General features: G+C 64.4%; 17 protein-coding genes and 1 pseudogene. All 18 read right to left on the reverse strand.

Going from position 1 to position 18,115, the window contains the following annotated elements:
- Nucleotides 1–444 (reverse strand): DUF2550 domain-containing protein, encoded by a 444-nt coding sequence (locus tag A5791_RS09685; protein WP_067234574.1) that lies wholly within the window; start codon nucleotides 442–444, stop codon nucleotides 1–3.
- A 6-nt stretch (nucleotides 445–450) separates the two neighbouring features.
- Nucleotides 451–816, reverse strand: a complete 366-nt coding sequence (locus A5791_RS09690) for a F0F1 ATP synthase subunit epsilon (RefSeq protein ID WP_067234577.1) — start codon at nucleotides 814–816, stop codon at nucleotides 451–453.
- Between the two features lie 30 nt (nucleotides 817–846).
- Nucleotides 847–2,307: a F0F1 ATP synthase subunit beta gene (gene atpD, locus A5791_RS09695; protein WP_067234580.1), complete on the reverse strand. Its 1,461-nt coding sequence runs from the start codon at nucleotides 2,305–2,307 to the stop codon at nucleotides 847–849.
- A 25-nt stretch (nucleotides 2,308–2,332) separates the two neighbouring features.
- Nucleotides 2,333–3,262, reverse strand: a complete 930-nt coding sequence (locus A5791_RS09700) for a F0F1 ATP synthase subunit gamma (RefSeq protein WP_067234584.1) — start codon at nucleotides 3,260–3,262, stop codon at nucleotides 2,333–2,335.
- A 120-nt stretch (nucleotides 3,263–3,382) separates the two neighbouring features.
- Nucleotides 3,383–5,029, reverse strand: a pseudogene (gene atpA, locus A5791_RS09705) (F0F1 ATP synthase subunit alpha); the annotation flags it as partial.
- A gap of 82 nt (nucleotides 5,030–5,111) precedes the next feature.
- Entirely contained in the window at nucleotides 5,112–6,455 is a 1,344-nt protein-coding gene (locus A5791_RS09710; protein ID WP_067234588.1) for a F0F1 ATP synthase subunit B/delta, read from the reverse strand.
- Nucleotides 6,456–6,461: 6 nt separating this feature from the next.
- On the reverse strand, nucleotides 6,462–6,974 hold the full coding sequence (locus tag A5791_RS09715) for a F0F1 ATP synthase subunit B (RefSeq protein WP_067234591.1): 513 nt from the start codon (nucleotides 6,972–6,974) through the stop codon (nucleotides 6,462–6,464).
- 9 nt (nucleotides 6,975–6,983) lie between these two features.
- Nucleotides 6,984–7,229 (reverse strand): F0F1 ATP synthase subunit C, encoded by a 246-nt coding sequence (locus A5791_RS09720; RefSeq protein ID WP_067234595.1) that lies wholly within the window; start codon nucleotides 7,227–7,229, stop codon nucleotides 6,984–6,986.
- 88 nt (nucleotides 7,230–7,317) lie between these two features.
- A complete protein-coding gene (gene atpB / locus A5791_RS09725) occupies nucleotides 7,318–8,070 on the reverse strand; it encodes a F0F1 ATP synthase subunit A (protein ID WP_067234768.1) in 753 nt (250 codons plus the stop codon).
- Between the two features lies 1 nt (nucleotide 8,071).
- Nucleotides 8,072–8,536, reverse strand: coding sequence for an ATP synthase subunit I (locus A5791_RS09730; RefSeq protein WP_067234598.1), 465 nt, complete (start codon nucleotides 8,534–8,536; stop codon nucleotides 8,072–8,074).
- A gap of 227 nt (nucleotides 8,537–8,763) precedes the next feature.
- Nucleotides 8,764–10,005, reverse strand: a complete 1,242-nt coding sequence (gene rfe, locus A5791_RS09735; protein WP_156661114.1) for a UDP-N-acetylglucosamine--decaprenyl-phosphate N-acetylglucosaminephosphotransferase — start codon at nucleotides 10,003–10,005, stop codon at nucleotides 8,764–8,766.
- Between the two features lie 119 nt (nucleotides 10,006–10,124).
- Nucleotides 10,125–10,778 carry an L-threonylcarbamoyladenylate synthase gene (locus A5791_RS09740; RefSeq protein WP_067234771.1) on the reverse strand — a complete coding sequence of 218 codons (654 nt, stop codon included), beginning with the start codon at nucleotides 10,776–10,778 and terminating at the stop codon, nucleotides 10,125–10,127.
- On the reverse strand, nucleotides 10,771–11,619 hold the full coding sequence (gene prmC, locus A5791_RS09745; protein WP_067234601.1) for a peptide chain release factor N(5)-glutamine methyltransferase: 849 nt from the start codon (nucleotides 11,617–11,619) through the stop codon (nucleotides 10,771–10,773). The genes A5791_RS09740 and prmC overlap by 8 nt, the downstream gene beginning before the upstream one ends.
- On the reverse strand, nucleotides 11,616–12,692 hold the full coding sequence (gene prfA, locus A5791_RS09750; protein ID WP_067234604.1) for a peptide chain release factor 1: 1,077 nt from the start codon (nucleotides 12,690–12,692) through the stop codon (nucleotides 11,616–11,618). Before prfA ends, prmC begins: the two co-directional genes overlap by 4 nt.
- 98 nt (nucleotides 12,693–12,790) lie before the next feature.
- Nucleotides 12,791–13,027, reverse strand: coding sequence for a 50S ribosomal protein L31 (gene rpmE / locus A5791_RS09755; protein ID WP_067234608.1), 237 nt, complete (start codon nucleotides 13,025–13,027; stop codon nucleotides 12,791–12,793).
- Nucleotides 13,028–13,259: 232 nt separating this feature from the next.
- On the reverse strand, nucleotides 13,260–14,870 hold the full coding sequence (fadD1, locus tag A5791_RS09760; protein ID WP_067234612.1) for a fatty-acid--CoA ligase FadD1: 1,611 nt from the start codon (nucleotides 14,868–14,870) through the stop codon (nucleotides 13,260–13,262).
- Nucleotides 14,871–15,047: 177 nt separating this feature from the next.
- On the reverse strand, nucleotides 15,048–16,898 hold the full coding sequence (gene rho / locus A5791_RS09765) for a transcription termination factor Rho (protein ID WP_067234615.1): 1,851 nt from the start codon (nucleotides 16,896–16,898) through the stop codon (nucleotides 15,048–15,050).
- A 276-nt stretch (nucleotides 16,899–17,174) separates the two neighbouring features.
- Nucleotides 17,175–18,110: a homoserine kinase gene (thrB, locus tag A5791_RS09770; RefSeq protein WP_067234774.1), complete on the reverse strand. Its 936-nt coding sequence runs from the start codon at nucleotides 18,108–18,110 to the stop codon at nucleotides 17,175–17,177.
- Nucleotides 18,111–18,115 lie beyond the last annotated feature (5 nt).

Genomic DNA, 18,115 nt, shown 5'->3' on the forward strand with positions numbered 1-18,115 from the left:
TCACACGCTGCGACGGCGGGCGCGCGGTGAAGGACGGGACTCCAGCCAGGACAGGAACGCGGTCAACGCACCTTGATCCAGCGCGAGTTCGTAGCCCGAACGGCGATCCTGTGTGGTGTCCCGCAGTTCCAGCACGACGATCTCGTCGGTCATGATGTCGTACTCGTCGCCGCGCGGCCCGCGCCGGGCAACGATCTCGACCCCGCGCCGGCTGAGCCGGCGATCCGGCCACAGCCGCAGGCTGGACAACCGATAGAACCCGGCTTCGCCACCGCGATAGCGGATCACCCCGTGCCGCCAGCCGTGGCCGCCGACAGCGGGGATATCGCGCATGATTCCCGCTGTCCCGCCCTGACGTAGCTTCCACAGCCGGTAACTCAGCGCCAGGACGGCAACGCCCAAGACCACGACGAGCACGGCCATGCCCACCATGGGCGCGCTCATCGACGGCTAGTCGATCGCGCCGAGGGCGCGCAATCTGGCGCGACCCCTGGCGGCGGTCTTCGGATCGTCCGACTCGGAATCCTGCTTGGCGGCGCTTTCGTCGATGTCCTTGTCGAACTCGGCTGATTCGGCCAAGACGGTGACGCCCTCTTCGGTCACCGTCAAAAAGCCGCCGTCCACCGCTATCCGCAGGTCGTCGCCGTCGTCCCGTTCGACCCGCACCATGGCGTCGTCGACAAGTTGGGCCACCAGAGGGATGTGGTGGGGCAGGATGCCGATCTCGCCGACGGTGGTGCGGGTGAACAGGAACGTTGCCTCGCCCGACCAGATCTCCTGGTCGACGGCGACGATTTGAACGTTCAATTCAGCCATGCTACAACGCCTTTCGACTGAGCCGGATGTCTATAGCTTGACGTCGTAGGTCTCGGCCTTCTTGGCCAAGTCGTCCAGACCGCCGATCAGGAAGAAGGCCTGCTCGGGAACATGGTCGAAGTCGCCCTTTGTCAGCTTGTCGAATGCCTCGATCGTCTCCTTTACCGGCACAGTCGAGCCGGGCTGACCGGTGAACTGTTCGGCAGCCATCATGTTCTGCGACAGGAACCGCTCAATGCGCCGCGCCCGGTTGACCAACTGCTTGTCCTCCTCGGACAGCTCGTCGATACCGAGGATGGCGATGATGTCCTGAAGGTCCTTGTAGCGCTGCAGGATTCGGATGACTTCCTGTGCCACGCGGTAGTGTTCGTCGCCGACGACGCTGGGGTCCAGGATCGTCGAGCTCGACGCCAGCGGGTCCACGGCGGGGAAGATGCCCTTGGAGAACACCGAACGCGAGAGCTCGGTAGTGGCGTCAAGGTGCGCGAACGTCGTCGCCGGCGCCGGGTCGGTGTAGTCGTCGGCCGGCACGTAGACCGCTTGCATCGAGGTAATCGAACGGCCGCGGGTCGAGGTGATGCGCTCCTGCAATTCGCCCATCTCGTCGGCCAGGGTGGGCTGGTAGCCCACGGCGGACGGCATCCGGCCGAGCAGCGTCGACACCTCCGAACCGGCCTGGGTGAACCGGAAGATGTTGTCAATGAACAACAACACGTCCTGGCCCGCCTCGTCGCGGAACCATTCGGCCATCGTCAGCGCCGACAGCGCCACTCGCATACGGGTGCCGGGTGGCTCGTCCATCTGGCCGAACACCAGCGCGGTGTCCTTGAGCACGTCGGCTTCCTTGAGCTCGACCCACAGGTCGTTGCCCTCGCGGGTGCGCTCGCCCACACCGGCGAACACCGAAGTGCCACCGAAGTTTCGGGCAATACGGTTGATCATCTCCTGGATGAGCACCGTCTTGCCCACACCGGCACCACCGAACAGCGCAATCTTGCCGCCGCGCACATACGGTGTCAGCAGATCGACGACCTTCAGGCCGGTCTCGAGCATCTCGGTCCGTGGCTCCAGGTCTTCGAACGCGGGCGGCTTGCGGTGAATTGACCAGTGGTCGAAGTCTTCTCCGTAGCCCGGCTCGTCCAGGCAGTACCCCAGCGCGTTGAAGACGTGGCCCTTGACCTCCTCGCCGACCGGCACGGAGATGGAGTTGCCGGTGTCGGTCACCTCGACGCCACGCACCAGGCCGTCGGTGGGCTGCAACGAGATGGCACGTACCAAGTTGTCGCCCAGGTGTTGGGCGACCTCCAACGTGAGGGTCTTGGCCAGCGCCTCGAAAGTGATCTCGGCGTGCAGGGCATTGAACAACTCGGGCACCGAACCCCGCGGGAACTCGACGTCGACGACAGGCCCGGTCACGCGTACCACGCGGCCGCTGGTGTCGGAGTTCCCTGACTTTCCGGACTTGTCGGTCTTCTCGGCAGTAGGACTCATACTTCTTCTTCGCTTCCTTGTGGGGCTAGTTGGCGGCGGCGTCGGCGAGCGCGTTTGCGCCACCGACGATTTCGCTGATTTCCTGGGTGATCTCGGCCTGTCGCTGGCGATTCGCCTCGAGAGTGAGCTCTTTGATGAGCTCGTCGGCGTTGTCGGTCGCCGACTTCATTGCCCGCTGACGCGACGCCAGTTCCGATGCCGCCGATTCCAGCAGCGCCGCGTACACACGGGTGGTCAGGTACCGCGGCAGCAGCGCACCGAACAGGGTCGTGGCATCCGGCTCGAAGGAGTACAGGGTGTGTAGCCCCTCTTCTTCTTCCTCGACGTATTCCACCACCAGCGGGGCAATGCGGTGGGCTACCGCTTTTTGCGACATCATCGACTTGAACTCCGAGTAGACGATGTGCAGTTCGTCGACGCTCTGCACGTCTTCGGACTGCTGATCCTCGTCTTGCTCCTCCGTGCCCTTCATGAACGCATCGACCAACGTCGAACCGATCTCGGCGGCGTTCTCGTACTGGGGTTGCTCGGAGAAGCCCGTCCACGATTCGGTGATGTCCCAGTTGCGGAACTTGAAGTAGTTCAGCGCTTTACGGCCAACCGTGTAAACAATCGGCTGCTTGCCTTCCTCTCTCAGCAGCGAGAAGAGCTCCTCGGAGCGACGGAAGATGCTGGAGTTGTACGCGCCGCACAAACCACGGTCGGAAGACACCACCAGGACACCTGCCCGCTTCGGCTGCGGTCGCTCGACGAGCAGCGGATGGTCCAGAGCGGCTTCGGCGGACAGGGTGAGGAGCATTGACGTGATCTGGAATGCGTAGGGCCGCGCGGATTGCAGCCGGGCCTGTGCCTTACCGATGCGCGAGGTGGCGATCAGCTCCTGGGCCTTGGTGATCTTCTTGATCGACCCTGCCGAGCGGATGCGGCCGCGCAGTTCGCGAAGTGTGGCAGCCATGGTTAGCTACTTCTTGTCCTTGCCCGAGTCCTGCTTGGATTCCTGCTTAGAGTCCTTGCCGGAGTCTTGCTTGGATTCCTTTTTAACGTCCGTGGATTCCTTCTTGGTTTCCTTGGATTCCTTTTGGTCCTTGCCCTTCTCCTTTTTGACCTGAACCTTTTCCTTTTCGAGTTCCTCTTCGTCCATGGCCTCGACGTGCTCGTCGGGCACCACCGATTCGCCACCGGTGGCCGCGAAACCCTTCTTGAAGTGGTTGATGATCTCAGTGAGCTGTTCTTCCTCTTCCTCACTGATCTTCTGGGTCGAGCGGATGCCTTCGAGGAACTTCTCCTCGGAGGCCCGCATGTGGTCGAGGAGTTCGGCTTCGAATCGCTTGACATCTTCAACCGGCACCGAGTCCAGGTGACCGCCGGTGCCGAGGAAGATCGAAACCACCTGCTCCTCAACGGGCATCGGCTGGAACTGTGGCTGCTTGAGCAGCTCCACCAACCGCTCACCGCGTTCCAACTGCGCCTTTGACGTGGCGTCCAGGTCAGAGGCGAAGGCGGCGAAGGCTTCCAGCTCGCGATACTGGGACAGGTCCAGGCGCAGACTTCCCGCCACCTCTTTCATGGCCTTGATCTGGGCGGCCCCACCAACGCGGGACACCGAGACGCCGACGTTGATGGCCGGCCGGACGCCCTGGTTGAACAGGTCGGTCTCCAGGAAGCACTGACCGTCGGTGATCGAGATGACGTTGGTCGGGATGTATGCCGAGATGTCGTTGGCCTTGGTCTCGATGATCGGCAAGCCGGTCAGCGAACCGCCACCGAGGTCTTCGGACAATTTGGCGCAGCGCTCGAGCAGCCGCGAGTGCAGGTAGAACACGTCGCCGGGATAGGCCTCGCGGCCCGGCGGGCGGCGCAGCAGCAGCGAGATGGCCCGGTAGGCCTCGGCCTGCTTGGTCAGGTCGTCGAAGACGATCAGCACGTGCTTGCCCTGGTACATCCAGTGCTGGGCGATGGCCGAACCGGTATACGGCGCAAGCCATTTGAAGCCGGCAGATTCCGAGGCCGGCGCCGCGACGATCGTGGTGTAGTCCATCGCCCCGCCCTCGTCCAACGCGCGGCGGACGGCGGCGATCGTGGTGCCCTTCTGGCCGATGGCCACGTAAACGCAGCGCACCTGCAGCTTCTCGTCGCCGCTCTCCCAGTTCTGCCGCTGGTTGAGAATGGTGTCGACACAGACGGCGGTTTTTCCCGTCTTGCGGTCGCCGATGATCAGCTGGCGCTGGCCGCGACCGATCGGCGTCATGGCGTCGATAGCCTTGATCCCAGTCTGTAGCGGCTCTTTCACGCCTTGTCGCTGCACCACGGACGGCGCCTGAAGCTCCAGCGCGCGCCGCTCGTCGGTCTCGATGTCGCCGCCGCCGTCGATCGGCTGGCCGAGCGGGTTGACCACCCGACCCAGGAACGCGTCGCCGACCGGCACGGACAGCACGTCGCCTGTGCGCTTGACCTGTTGGCCTTCTTCGATCTTGTCGAAGTCGCCCAAGATCACGGTGCCGACGCTGTGCTCGTCGAGGTTGAGCGCGACGCCAAGGACTCCGCCCGGGAACTCGAGCAGCTCCTGGGTCATGACGGACGGCAAACCTTCCACGTGCGCGATGCCGTCGCCGGCGTCGACGACCGTACCCACCTCTTCGCGGGAAGTGTCGGCGGTGAAGGAACTTACGTACTCCTCAATGGCGCTCTGAATGTCATCAGCGGAGATTGTCAAGTCTGCCATGGCTTTTCGTCTTCCTACTTCGATTTGTGCTGACTAGTTCGTGTTTTCGTCGGGCTTGGTTTTTCAGTCGGGGCTTCGTTTTTCAGTCGGGCAACTGAGCCTCGGCCGCGGTCAGACGAGACTTGAGGGTGCCGTCGATGACCTCGTCGCCTACGGAGATCAAGAGGCCACCGAGGAGTTCGTCGTTGATTTGCAACTGCACGGCCACCGGATGGTCGTAGATGCGGCTCAATACTTCGGTGAGGCGCGTGCGCTGTGCGTCGGTGAGGTCGGCCGCAGCGCTGACTTGCGCGACGATTTCGCCGCGCCGCGCCACTGCCGATTCGGCCAAGAATTCGACGGCCTCATCGGCGGTCTGGTGACCCCTCAACAACTCGACGGTGTGGGCCAGCAGCGCATTCGTAAGCCTGTTACCTCTGCCGCTCGCGCTCTTGAGCACATTGCGCAGCAAGCTGATGCGGCCTTCGGCCGGGCTTGTGTGATCGCCCAACAGGATGGCGAGGCGTGGCTGCGCTTCAAGAAGGCGGGAAAATCGGAACAACTGGTCCTCGACCTCGTCGATCCGCCCCTCGTTTTCCGCGACTTTCAACAGGGCTTGCCGCGACAGGTGCTCTATCGCGTCGACCAGGTCACGGTTGGCCGACCAACGTTCCGAAACGGCTGCCCGCAGCATGTCGAGCGTGGGATCGGCGACCTTGCCGTCGAGTATGCGCTCGATCAATCTGACCCTGGGACCCGAATCTTCTGCGGGCACAGTGAGATACCGGGTTACCACAATTTCGCGATTCAGCATGCTGGCTACTTTGACCAGCTCATCGGCGAGCTTTTCCAGTCCTTGATCGTCGAGGTTCCCGGCAATGGTTTCGAATCGCTCCACCACGTTGCCCAGCGCCAGGCGACTCGACGATCGCAGCTTTGCCAACACGGGAGACTCGACCTCAGCCGTCTCCGGTGCCATCGCGTTGAGCTCGTCCAGAAACCGATCCACCGTGGCCGACTGCTGCCGCGCATCGCTCACGTAGTCGCGCACCAATTCGCCTGCCTGACGCACCGATTCGTGGCCTAGCTCCAGACGAAGCTGACGGGTCAGTTGTGCGCGCAGCAGGTCAACTTGCCGACCACCCTGCGCTTTGATGCGCTCCGCCTCGATTTCGGCTTGGGCCTGTAACTGTTCGGCGATGCGTTCGGAGTCTGACTTGGCCTCTTCGACAACCCGCTTCGCCTCTTCTTTGGCGGCTTCGACGGCTTTGCTGTGCGCCGTAGTCGATTCGGTCAGCCGCTCGGCGGCGGCGGCCGAATCCTTCAACTGCTGGCGCACGGTTTCCTGGCGTGCCGTCATCAAACGGCGCACCGGCGGCACTACATAACGCACCACCAGGAAAACGATGAGCGCGAACCCGATCAGCTGTCCGACAAAAACGTCCATCGATGGTTACCTCGTCGCAGCCGAGGGCGTGACGTCGACGCCGAGAATTCGACTCGCCAGGGTGGATGACATGGACGCGACGTTGGCACGCAGATCCAGTTCCACGGCATCGCGCTCCCGCTTCAACTGCTCATTGGCCATCGCCAATGTCGTTGCCACCTGCTGTTCGGCGGCCGCGCGCGCGTCGTCGACGACCTTGCGTCCCTCTGCCCGGGCATTGTCGCGCAACGACGACGCCTCGAGTCGGGCTTCCTTCATGGCCTCTTCGTAATCGGCCTGGGCGGCGGCGAACTGCTCCGCCGACTTTTTGTTGTCGGCAGTCGTCTTGTTGACCATCGCCTCGCGTTCATGCAGCACGCGCATGATCGGCGGCACCACGAAGGTGCCGATGACGGCAAGCACGATGAGAAAGATGGCCAGCACGAAGAAAAAGGTGCCGTTAGGCGCGAGGAAGTTGTTGTTCTCGCCTTCCTCGGCTGCCTGGCTCGCGGCCAGAACAATCGCGGTCGCGTCCCCCATCACAGCGGATTACTTGACGGGAGTTGCGAAGACGAACAACGCCATAAACGCCAGGTTGATGAAGTAGGCCGCCTCGACCAAACCGACGGTGATGAAGAACGGCGTGAACAAGCGACCCTGAGCCTCCGGCTGCCGGGCGATACCCGAAACCAGCGCGTTACCGGCGATACCGTCACCAATACCGGCACCGATCGCGCCGCCGGCCATGATCATGCCGCCGCCGATGAGTGCACCCTGAGCGATCACGGGATCCATACCTTGTCCTCCTTTATCTGGTGGCTATCTGGTAGCGGTCTACCAGGCTTCTGTAATAGTGCGTGCGCCAGGCCAATTCGTGGCGGTTTCAGTCATGGTTGTCCTCGATCTCCATCGCCTGGCTGAAGTACAACACCGTCAGGATGGAGAAGATGAAGGCCTGAATGGCGCCGACAAACAAGTCAAACGACTTCCAAATCGCATTGGGCGCCCACATGACGACCGACGGGATAAGGGCCGCGATCAGCGTCACCAAGATGCCGCCGGCGAATATATTGCCGAAAAGTCGGAGGGACAACGAGATCGGCTTGGCGAGTTCTTCGACGATGTTGATCGGCGCCAGGAATGCGACGTGGCCCTTGACGAGCTTGATCGGATGGCCGAGGATCCCACGGCGCCAGACCCCGGCAGCGTGGTAGCAGAAAAACACGAAAAGTGCGAGCGCCAGCACGTAGTTGATGTCACCCGCCGCCGGTGTAAGCAACTCGGCGGCCTTTCCCGTTTTTGGGTCTTTGTATTGCAGGGGCAGCACCGACAGCCAGTTGGAGATCAGGATGAACACGAAGATGGTGACCGCCAACGGCAGCACGAACGGGGCGATCCGCATACCGATTGCGCTTTCGATCTGATCGCGCATCTGGATGGTGATGGCCTCCCAGAACAGCTGGACCCCGCCAGGCACATCCTTCGAGGTGACCTTCCTGCGCAGGTAGAAAGCCAGCGCGAGGACGATCAGCGCGGCGAGGGCGGTCGATATCACCGTATCGACATTGACCACCAACCCCAGCCAGTGTTCCTTGTGGTGATGGCCGACCTCGATTTGGCCGGCGGCCAGGACCATCTCAGTCGTCACTGGTGCTCCCCCCTTCCGTCCCTTGCGATGCAGCGGCCGTCGGTTCCCCTTCGCGCAGCTTCTTCACGACCGGCAGCGCGGTGGAAAACACAAGTAGTACCTGGAACAGGGCCAGGCCAAACACCACGCCCAAGCCGGCCGGCCGGAAAACGTAAGCGATGACCAGCCCGACAACGGTGATGACCGTCAGCCTCGACACCGAATTGAACGCCATCGACCTTTTCAGCGGGTGCTCTTGGGCCGTGATCGCTCCGACCGAACGCCGCACCAGAAGGGCGTTGAGCAAACCCAGGAGCAATCCAACACCGAAGAACACGCCGAGCATCAGATGGTTGATGTAGGCAGCCCCGAGCGTCGCGGCCGCGGTGAGCACAACGCAGATGACGAACAGGCGAACGGGTCGGAAAGCAACAGCGGGAAACACCAACGGCGCGTCTTGCGCTGGTGTCGTCACCGCAGCACCTCAATCCCAGGTTGATGGAGCCGATACCACCCAACTGACCGATCGGTGGCCCGCAGAGCGTATCGCAGTCGTCACGTCGGAATCACCCAAGGGGTAGCTCCTTTGTCGGTCGTGCGTCGGCACGGTCGAATCAGCGTCCGATCTGCCGGGTAGCCAGCGACCAGAGAGGTTGGTTTTCGGGGTTCTAGCTGCACCGTACCATATGGTAGAGCCCACTACTACTTTGTGTCGTAGTCCTCGCGGTGGTCATCCTCGAAGTCGTCGTCGTAGCCATCACCGCGACGCAGTAGCGGGATCACCGTCGCGATTCCGGCAACCACAATCGCGCCCAGCATCACCGCCGCGGTGTGCCGGGGATTGAAGAAGATCGTGCTCGCGGCGCCGAAGGCGACGATGCCGACCCAGAGGTAGATCAGCAGCACCACCCGGCGGTGTGAATGGCCGATCTGCAGCAGCCGGTGGTGCAGGTGCATTTTGTCGGGGCTGAACGCGCTGCGGCCGGCGCGGGTGCGGCGGACGATCGCCAGGAGAAGGTCGAGCATCGGCACGAACATCACCGCGACCACCAGCAGGAACGGTGACAGCAGAGCAAACACGTCGCGAGCACCGTAAGCGTTCTGCGAGATGGGTCCGGCGGCGGTCGTGGAGGCCGCGGCCAGCATCAGGCCGATCAGCATCGAACCCGAGTCGCCCATGAAAATCCTGGCGCGGTGAAAGTTGTGCGGCAAAAAGCCGAGGCATGCGCCTGCCAGCACCACCGAGATCACGGCGGGCGGATAGAACAGCACGTCACCGCCGTGGTCGCGAAGCAAACCGACCGAGAAGATGCAGATCGCCAACGCCGTGATGAGTCCCAACCCGGCCGCCAGGCCGTCGAGCCCGTCGACGAAGTTCATCGCGTTGACGATCGAGACGGTCAGCGCCAGGGTGAGCAGGATCGAAGACGCCTGGTCTAAGACGATGGTGCCGACGCCGCCGATCGGGATGTACAGCACGCTCCAGGCGACCCCCATGGTCACGAGCACGCTTGCCGCGGTGATCTGACCGGCGAACTTCGTCAGCGCGTCCAGGCCCCAGCGGTCGTCGATCAGCCCGATCCCCATGATCACCGCGCCCGCCACCAGCACCGCGGGCATGCCGGTGGAGTAGACGAAGCCACGGGTCAGCGCCGGAAGTTGGGACGCCAGGAAGACCGCGGCCAGCACGCCGAGGAACATCGCCAGCCCGCCCATCCGCGGGGTCGGGGTCACGTGCACGTCGCGCTCCCGTGGGTAGGCGACGGCTCCCAATCGAGTGGCCAGCACCCGGACCGGCCCGGTTGCGAAGTAGGTGATGATCGCGGCGGTCAACCCGACCAGCGCGAGCTCACGCAACGGGACACCGGCACCGCGATCAGACAGCGCGAGCAAACCACCGGCAAGGCTGGTTACATCGCTGGACACGTCGAGACCGTACTGCACCAACCTGAGTCGCGGACAACCGCGATGGGTTGCCGGACGCCTTTCGCCGAACGTGGGGCTTACGGATGAAATCCGCGGCGTGGACGTTCGTAGCCTCGCCCCTTGAGAGCTGGCGCGTGCTAGTCGACCAGACTGGCCGGGTCGACGCCGAGGACTTCGGCGATCCGCTCGGTGCTCACCGGTCCCGCTCTGAGCACGCGGGGCGTCTCGCCGGTCAGGTCGACGATCGTGGAGGCGGCCTGCTGCGCGGACGGGCCCGCGTCCAGGTAGACGTCGACGAGATCGCCCAGTTGATTGCGCGCCTCGTCCGCGTCGACGGCGGGTGGGCGGCCCGAGACGTTGGCGCTCGACACCGCCATCGGCCCCACCTCGCGCAGTAGTTCTATGGCGACCGGTTGCAACGGCATGCGCAGCATCACGGTGCCGCGGGCGTCGCCCAGATCCCATTGCAACGACGGGGCTTGCCGCACCACCAGACTCAGCGCGCCGGGCCAGAATGCGCGAATCAGTTCGCGGGCGCCGTCGGGCACGGTGTAGACCAGGCCTTCGATGGTGTGCCACGAACCGACCAGCACACCCACCGGCATATCGCGTCCGCGGCCCTTTGCCGACAGCAGCGCGGCCACCGCGGCGCTGTCGAAGGCGTCGGCGGCGATGCCGTAGACGGTGTCGGTCGGCATGACGACGAGTCGGCCGGCCTTGAGCGCTTCTACCGCCGCAGCGATTCCGCCCGCACGCTGGTCAGGATCTGCGCAGTCGTACGTGTCACTCAACGGCAACACTCCTTGCTGCCGTCACGAACCTGGGTCGGCCAGCCAAATCGTGCCGCGCCGCTATATCGTCGAAAAGGCCTGTGCTCGACACTAATTCGACGGTTGACGACCACGTGGTGTCGTCGTGCTCGACGGCCAGCAGGCCACCGGGACGCAGCCAGCGTCCGGCGAGGTCGACGACGGCCGCGATCACTGCCATCCCGTCCGGGCCGCCGAACACCGCGTGCGGCGGATCATGTTGGGCTACTTCGGGTTCCAGCGGGACATCCTCCGGCACGTAGGGCGGGTTGGCCACCAGCAAGTCGACCTGTCCGTCGAGTCCGGGAAGCATGCCCGGCTTCGTGATGTCGGCGCGCACGAGTTCTACCGCCGTGCCCTCCACGTTGCGCCGCGCGTACTCGAGGGCTGCCTCGGAGTCGTCGACGCCGACCACGCGGGCAGCCGGCCAGTGGTTGGCCAGCGCGACCGCCAATGCGCCGGATCCCGTACACAGGTCGACGATCAGCGGCTGCGTCCCAAGTCGCTGCACGGTCGCCCATTCCAAGATGGACTCGGTCTCCGGGCGAGGTATGAACACACCCGGGCCCACATGCAATTCAACCGGGCCGAAAGCCACAGTCCCGATGATGTGCTGCAAGGGAATTCGACGCGAACGCGCGGCGACGACGTCGTGGTAGCGCCCGAAGAATTCTTCGTCGGGGGGCTCGAGCACCGCGAGCCGGCCGCGGTCGGTGCTGGCCAGGTGAGCGGCCAGCAGCTCGGCGTCGTAACGGGCGGAGTCGATTCCCGCGTCGGCCAGCAGTGCCGCGGCGGAGTCGATCGCGCGGAGCAGTTGGGTCATGTCGTCTGTTGCAGCCGGGACTGCTTGTCGGCGGCACCCAGCGCGTCGAACAGCGCATCGAGGTCCCCGTCGAGCACCTGGTCGAGATTGTGTGACTTGTAGCCGATTCGGTGATCGGTGATCCGGTTCTCCGGGAAGTTGTAGGTGCGAATACGTTCGCTACGGTCGACCGTGCGGATCTGGCTGGCGCGGTCCGCCGAGGCGTCGGCCAGTGCCTGCTCCTCGGCCATCGCCTGCAGCCGCGCGGCGAGCACTTGCAACGCCCGCGTCTTGTTCTGCAGCTGCGAGCGTTCGTTTTGACAGGTGACCACGATCCCGGTGGGCAGGTGGGTGATCCGCACCGCGGAGTCGGTGGTGTTGACGCCCTGGCCGCCCTTCCCCGACGAGCGGTAGACGTCGATACGCAGATCCGACTCGTCGATCTGGACCTCGCCCACTTCTTCGGGTTCCGGATACACCAGCACGCCTGCGGCCGAAGTATGCACCCGCCCTTGAGATTCCGTCACGGGTACCCGTTGGACGCGATGCACACCGCCCTCGAACTTCATGCGTGACCACACCCCGTCGGCGCTGTCGCCCTTGCTCGCGATGGCCAAAGTAGCGTCCTTGTAACCGCCCAGATCCGACGTGGTTTCGTCCAGCACCGTCACGTTCCAGCCGTGTCGCTCGGCATAGCGGATGTACATCCGGGCCAAGTCGGCGGCGAACAATGCGGATTCTTCGCCTCCCTCACCGGATTTGACTTCGAGGAGGATGTCGTCGGCGTCGTGCGGGTCGCGGGGGGCCAGCATGTCGGTGAGTTGGGTGTCCAGTTCGGCCACCCGCGATTCCAATTCCGTGACCTCTTCGGCGAATGACTCGTCGTCGGCGACCAGCTCGCGCGCAGTCTCCAGGTCGTCGCGCGCCGACACCAGCTTGCGGTAGGTGGCGACGATCGGCGCCAGTCGGGCGAACCTGCGTCCGGCCTTGCGCGCCTCGTCGGGCTTGCTGTGCAGTTCGGGATCGGCCAGCGCACGCTCCAGGTCCGCGTGCTCGGCGAGCAGCACGTCAATGGTCTGTACCGGCTGCGTCATGTGTCACCTCCTTGCACCTCTTCGCACGATCCACCGCAAACGCGAACCGACGCCCGGCCTGTGCAATTTCCAGCACAGTTCGGGCGTCGGTGAGCCAGCTATTTGTCGGTTGAAGCCGCGTCGGCCTTGGGGCGCTTGCCGTAGCGCTTCTCGAAGCGAGCCACCCGGCCACCGCTGTCCAGGATCTTCTGCTTTCCGGTGTAGAACGGGTGGCACTGAGCACACACTTCGACCACGATGCGACCGCCCGGCTTGGTGCTGCGTGTCTCGAAGGTGTTGCCACATCCGCAGACCACCGTCGTCGCCTCGTAGGCCGGATGAATGTCTGATTTCATGCTGTCCCCTTCGATCGTTGGCCGCCCGCCACCGCCTTGAGCGATCGGGCGGTCGGGCTCGAACTCCTCCGGACCTGAACCGGTCCTGGGGTGGTCGACCGTCGATTATGCCAGGTCAACCAACATCAGCCCAAACACACAGATGCACCCGCGCATTCCCGGGCCGCCGGGCACCGTTCGTTTCGCCAAACTTAAGCTACTGCGGCGCTCACCGGCGTGTCGTCGCAGCGATTTAAGTGTCGCGTGAGCGGTGACGGATCTCGTCACGATCCAGCCGGGTATAAGTGCTGCTTTTCCCGTTGCGCGTCCACAGCACGCCCCCGTGGGGAGTGGCGCCACGAGCGGAGAGCTCGCGCTTGAGGACCTTGTTGGTCGCTGTAGCCGGCAGGCGATCGGTGAGCCAGACCCGTCGGGGCCAGGCCTTCGGAGACAGATCGGGCTGGCCGGCCAAGAATTCGCCGAACTCCTCGGGCGTCAGATCGGCGTTGTCGGCCAGCACGATCGCTGCCATCACCTGGTCGCCGACGTGTTCGTCGGGCACCGCGTACACGGCAACCTGGCTGACCGGCGTCAGCCGCTGCAAGATTCGTTCGATCGGCGCCGTGGTCATGTTCTCACCGTCGACGCGCAGCCAGTCTCCGCTGCGTCCGGCGAAGTAGATCCAGCCGTCGGCGTCCCGGTAGGCGAGGTCCCCCGACCAGTACATGCCGTTGCGAAGCCGCGCGCTGGTGGCATCCGGATCGTTGTAGTAACCGGAGAACAAACCGGCGCCCGTGGTGTTCACCAATTCGCCGATCGCCTCGTCGGCATTGGTCAGCGCACCGTCTTCACCGAAGGTGGCCGGTGGGCACTCGGTGAGCGTCTCGGGGTTGTAGATGGCAACCCCAGGGAAACCCCGGCCCAGCGACCCCGGCGGGCAGCCGTCTTCTCGGGTGATGATGATGGCGCCTTCGGTGGCGCCGAAGCCGTCCCACACCGTGCAGTCGAACCGGCGACTGAACTCGGCGATATCCCGCTCGCTTGCTTCGTTTCCGAACGCGACCCGCAGCGGGTTGTCGTGGTCGTCCGGTTGTTCGGGGGTGGCCAGCACGTAGGCTAGCGGCTTACCGACATAGTTCATGTAAGTGATGCCGTATCGCCGCAGGTCGGGCAGCAGTCCGGAGGCCGAGAATGTCGCGGGGACCATGGCCGCGCCGGCACCCACTGCCACGCTCCAACCGGCCAGCAACGCGTTCGAGTGAAACAACGGCATCGACAGGTAGCAGACGTCACTGCCGGTGATCTCGAAGCGCCCGATCAGGTTCATTCCGGCAAACAGGACGGTCAGGTGGGCGATTTGCACCGCTTTCGGTTCCCCGCTGGTCCCCGAGGTGAAGATCATCATGACCGTATCGGTCGGGGTGACCTCGCGATACGGGGTCAGCGGTCCCGCATCGGCCAGCCGGGCGGACCAGGACTCGCTGGTCACGTCGAACACCTGCACGCCGGGCAGGTCGAGACCGTCGAGCAGCTCCCGATGCAACGGATCGGTGAGCAGAATCTGGCAATCGGCGCGCACGATGTCCCGGACCAGCGCGGGACCGCGGCGCGTGTCGTTGATCCCGCACAGCACATATCCGCCGAGGGCAGCCGACGCCATGGCGGTGAGCATCTCGGGGGTGTTGCCCAGCAAGGCCCCGACATGCAGCGGTCGGTCCATGTCGGCGGCGCGGATCAGGGCCGCGGCGGTGGCGCTGGCATCGGCGAGGTGTTCGCGCCAAGTCCACACTCGCTCGCCGTATTTGAGCGCGGGCGTGTCCTGCTCCAAACGCTCACGAAGCAGTTGCTGAAGCGTCTCGGCCATGCGTCGATGGTGGCAGGCCGGAATGGGCGCGTCCCCGGCTGGGTGGGACCTGGAGTGCGATCGCCAGCTGTCCGATGCTGGCGACCCGCTTCGCCCGGCTACGCCGCGCTCGCGATCGCCAGCTGTCCGATGCTGGCGACCCGCTTCGCCCGGCTACGCCGCGCTCGCGATCGCCAGTTAGTCGTTGTCCATGGAGCCGGGCGTCGTCTTGGACACCTGAACCAGGAACTCGTAGTTGGTCTTCGTCTTACGTAGCTGCGACATCAGCAGGTCGATGGCCTGGTGGGAGTCCAGACCCGACAGCACGCGGCGCAGCTTGTGCACGATGGCGAACTCGTCGGGCGACAACAACAGCTCGTCCTTGCGGGTACCCGACGGGTTCACGTCGACCGCGGGGAAGACGCGCCGCTCGGAGATCTTGCGGTCCAGCTTGAGCTCGGCGTTACCGGTGCCCTTGAACTCTTCGAAGATCACCGTGTCGCCGGTGGAGCCGGTTTCGACCATGGCGGTGGCGATGATGGTCAGCGATCCGCCTTCTTCGATATTGCGGGCGGCGCCTAGGAACCGCTTGGGCGGGTAGAGCGCGGTCGAGTCGACGCCACCGGACAGGATGCGGCCCGATGCCGGCGATGCGTTGTTGTAGGCGCGGCCCAGGCGGGTGATCGAGTCGAGCAGCACCACGACATCCTTGCCCTGCTCTACCAGGCGCTTGGCGCGCTCGATCGCCAGCTCGGCAACCGACGTGTGATCTGATGGCGGCCGGTCGAACGTCGAGGCGATGACCTCGCCCTTGACCGAGCGAGTCATGTCGGTGACCTCCTCAGGCCGCTCGTCGACGAGCACGACCATGAGGTGGCATTCCGGGTTGTTCTTGGTGATCGCGTTGGCGATGTCCTGCAGGATCGTCGTCTTGCCCGCCTTGGGCGGCGACACGATCAATGCACGCTGGCCCTTGCCGATCGGCATGATCAAGTCGATGACCCGGGTGGTCAGCCGATCCGGGGTGGTTTCCAGACGCAGCCGCTGATTGGGGTAAAGCGGCGTCAACTTCTGGAAATCGGGACGCTTCTTGACGTCCTCGACAGGTCCGCCGTTGACGGTGTCCAGCCGTACCAGCGGGTTGAACTTCTGCCGCTGGTTGGGCTGCTCGCCTTCTTTGGGCACCCGAACCGCGCCGGTCACCGCGTCACCGCGGCGCAGGCCGTTCTTGCGCACCATGTTCATCGACACGTAGACGTCGTGCGGGCCGGCCAGGTAACCCGACGTGCGCACAAACGCGTAGTTGTCGAGAACATCGAGGATGCCTGCCACGGGCTGGACGACGTCGTCCTCCCGCAGTTCGGTGTCGGCACCTTCGCCTGTGCGCTCGCCGCGGCGCCTGCGGTCCCGGAACCGGCGTCCCCGCCGGCCCTGACGTCCCTCGCCGTCGTCTTCCTGCTGGTTCGAGCCGCCGCGAGGCTGCTGCCCGCCCGAGCTTTGTTGGTCGCCGTTGGAGTCGGCGTCTGGAGCGGTCTCATCGGGCTTGGCGTTCTGTCGGCCGTCCTGACGCTTGTCATCCGCGTCGGGCGTCGCACTCTCGCGATCCGGCTGGGTGGCCGTGCGGGACCCCGATCCGGCGTCCCGGGAGGCTTCCCTGGAGGCATTGCGGCGCTCGCGGCGCGGCGCCTCGGCTGACGAATCCTTCTGCTGCTCTTGGACAGCCGGACTTTCGGTACTGGCCGACGACTGCGGGGCCGAAGTCTCGGCAGCCTCTTCGGTTGCGGGGGCGGACGGGGCAGCGCTGGCGGATGCGCCGTTGGCCTGTCCCCTGATTTCCCGGATTGCGGCTATCAGTTCGTTCTTACGCATTCCCGACGTGCCCTTGACACCGGCTTGATTAGCCAGCGCGCGCAGTTCGGGTAGCACCATGGTGGCCAGGGAGCCGCCCGACGCAGCGGTCTTGACGTCGGAAATGTCGGAGGTCACGGCATTCGAGGGCGCATCGCCCTCGGTGCTTTCGCCAGCCGTGATGAGGTCCGTATCGGTCACGGATTTCCTTTCTTCCCTCGCTGATCAGGTCATACGAGGGTTTCTGAACCATCGGAGCATTCAGCTAGATTGCCGAATGCGCCTCATCGACTCTGCAACGGTGATCGCCAGGATTGGCGGTATAAAGCGGCGAACCTCGTCCACGAGAAGAATTGGTAAGTTGTCCTAGCGGTTAGGCAGTATGGATGCAGATGCAGATGCTGCGATTGCTGGACGGCTCCGAGGATAGCCCGCTTCCCTGCGCGAAGCAAGCAAACCCACCGGCAAGGGCGTGTTTCAACTGGCGACCGTGACTCCCGGGCTCCAGCGAACTCCGTCGCCGGCGGTCATCTCGGTGATGTGAAACCCATTTGCGGAACCGAACTGCAACGCTTCGGTGGGCAACTCCGCCTCCGTACTTAGTGCAATCACCGCAGGTCCCGCGCCGGAAAGCGTTGCTGCCACGTTATGACGCCGAAGGAGTCGCAGATATTCCGCGGAAGCCGGCATCGCCAGAGCGCGTTGCGGCTGATGCAGCACGTCTTCGGTGGCCGCCATCAGCAGGTCTGGCCGTTCGGTTAATGCCAGCACCAGCAACCCAGCTCGGCTGACGTTGAACCTGGCTTCTTCGTGGCTGACCTGGGCCGGAAGCAATACGCGAGTCTCCGCGGTCGACGAATGCTCCTGCGGAATCGCCAGGAAAAGCTGGATCTCCGGGTGTAGTCGCAGCGACGCCGCCGAGTAGACCGGCGCACCGCGGCTGCGGTCGATCCACGACACCACCGCGCCGCCGAGTACGGCAGCCCCGGCGTTATCGGGATGACCCTCGAACTCTGACGCCAGTTGGATCAGCTGGGTTTCGCTCATTGGTTTTGAATCCATTTGCGTGACAAGGCCATTCACGGCAGCCAGACCGCCCACGACCGCAGCCGCCGAAGAGCCCAGCCCGCGCGAATGCGGAATGGCGTTGCGGCAACGCACCGCCAGGCCGGCAGCGCTGACTCCCATCGCTTGCAGCCCACGAGTGACGGCTCGCACCACGAGGTGATCGGGGCCGAACGGGACGTGGTCGGCACCCTCGCCCTCGACGTCCACGACCAAGCCGGAATCCGTTGTCTCGACTACGATCTCGTCACTCAGGTTCAACGCCAGGCCGATGCTGTCGAAGCCCGGGCCGAGGTTGGCGCTCGACGCCGACACCACGGCGCTTCCCACCAGCCCGGCAGGCAGCACGGGGT

Source organism: Mycobacterium sp. 852002-51163_SCH5372311, from assembly GCF_001667115.1.
Taxonomy (GTDB): Bacteria; Actinomycetota; Actinomycetes; order Mycobacteriales; family Mycobacteriaceae; genus Mycobacterium.

Coding starts and splice junctions, on each gene's coding strand:
- A5791_RS09685 (WP_067234574.1), bottom strand. CDS start 444: ATGAGCGCGCCCATGGTGGGCATGGCCGTGCTCGTCGTGGTCTTGGGC.
- A5791_RS09690 (WP_067234577.1), bottom strand. CDS start 816: ATGGCTGAATTGAACGTTCAAATCGTCGCCGTCGACCAGGAGATCTGG.
- atpD (WP_067234580.1), bottom strand. CDS start 2,307: ATGAGTCCTACTGCCGAGAAGACCGACAAGTCCGGAAAGTCAGGGAAC.
- A5791_RS09700 (WP_067234584.1), bottom strand. CDS start 3,262: ATGGCTGCCACACTTCGCGAACTGCGCGGCCGCATCCGCTCGGCAGGG.
- A5791_RS09710 (WP_067234588.1), bottom strand. CDS start 6,455: ATGGACGTTTTTGTCGGACAGCTGATCGGGTTCGCGCTCATCGTTTTC.
- A5791_RS09715 (WP_067234591.1), bottom strand. CDS start 6,974: ATGGGGGACGCGACCGCGATTGTTCTGGCCGCGAGCCAGGCAGCCGAG.
- A5791_RS09720 (WP_067234595.1), bottom strand. CDS start 7,229: ATGGATCCCGTGATCGCTCAGGGTGCACTCATCGGCGGCGGCATGATC.
- atpB (WP_067234768.1), bottom strand. CDS start 8,070: ATGGTCCTGGCCGCCGGCCAAATCGAGGTCGGCCATCACCACAAGGAA.
- prmC (WP_067234601.1), bottom strand. CDS start 11,619: ATGACCCAACTGCTCCGCGCGATCGACTCCGCCGCGGCACTGCTGGCC.
- prfA (WP_067234604.1), bottom strand. CDS start 12,692: ATGACGCAGCCGGTACAGACCATTGACGTGCTGCTCGCCGAGCACGCG.
- rpmE (WP_067234608.1), bottom strand. CDS start 13,027: ATGAAATCAGACATTCATCCGGCCTACGAGGCGACGACGGTGGTCTGC.
- fadD1 (WP_067234612.1), bottom strand. CDS start 14,870: ATGGCCGAGACGCTTCAGCAACTGCTTCGTGAGCGTTTGGAGCAGGAC.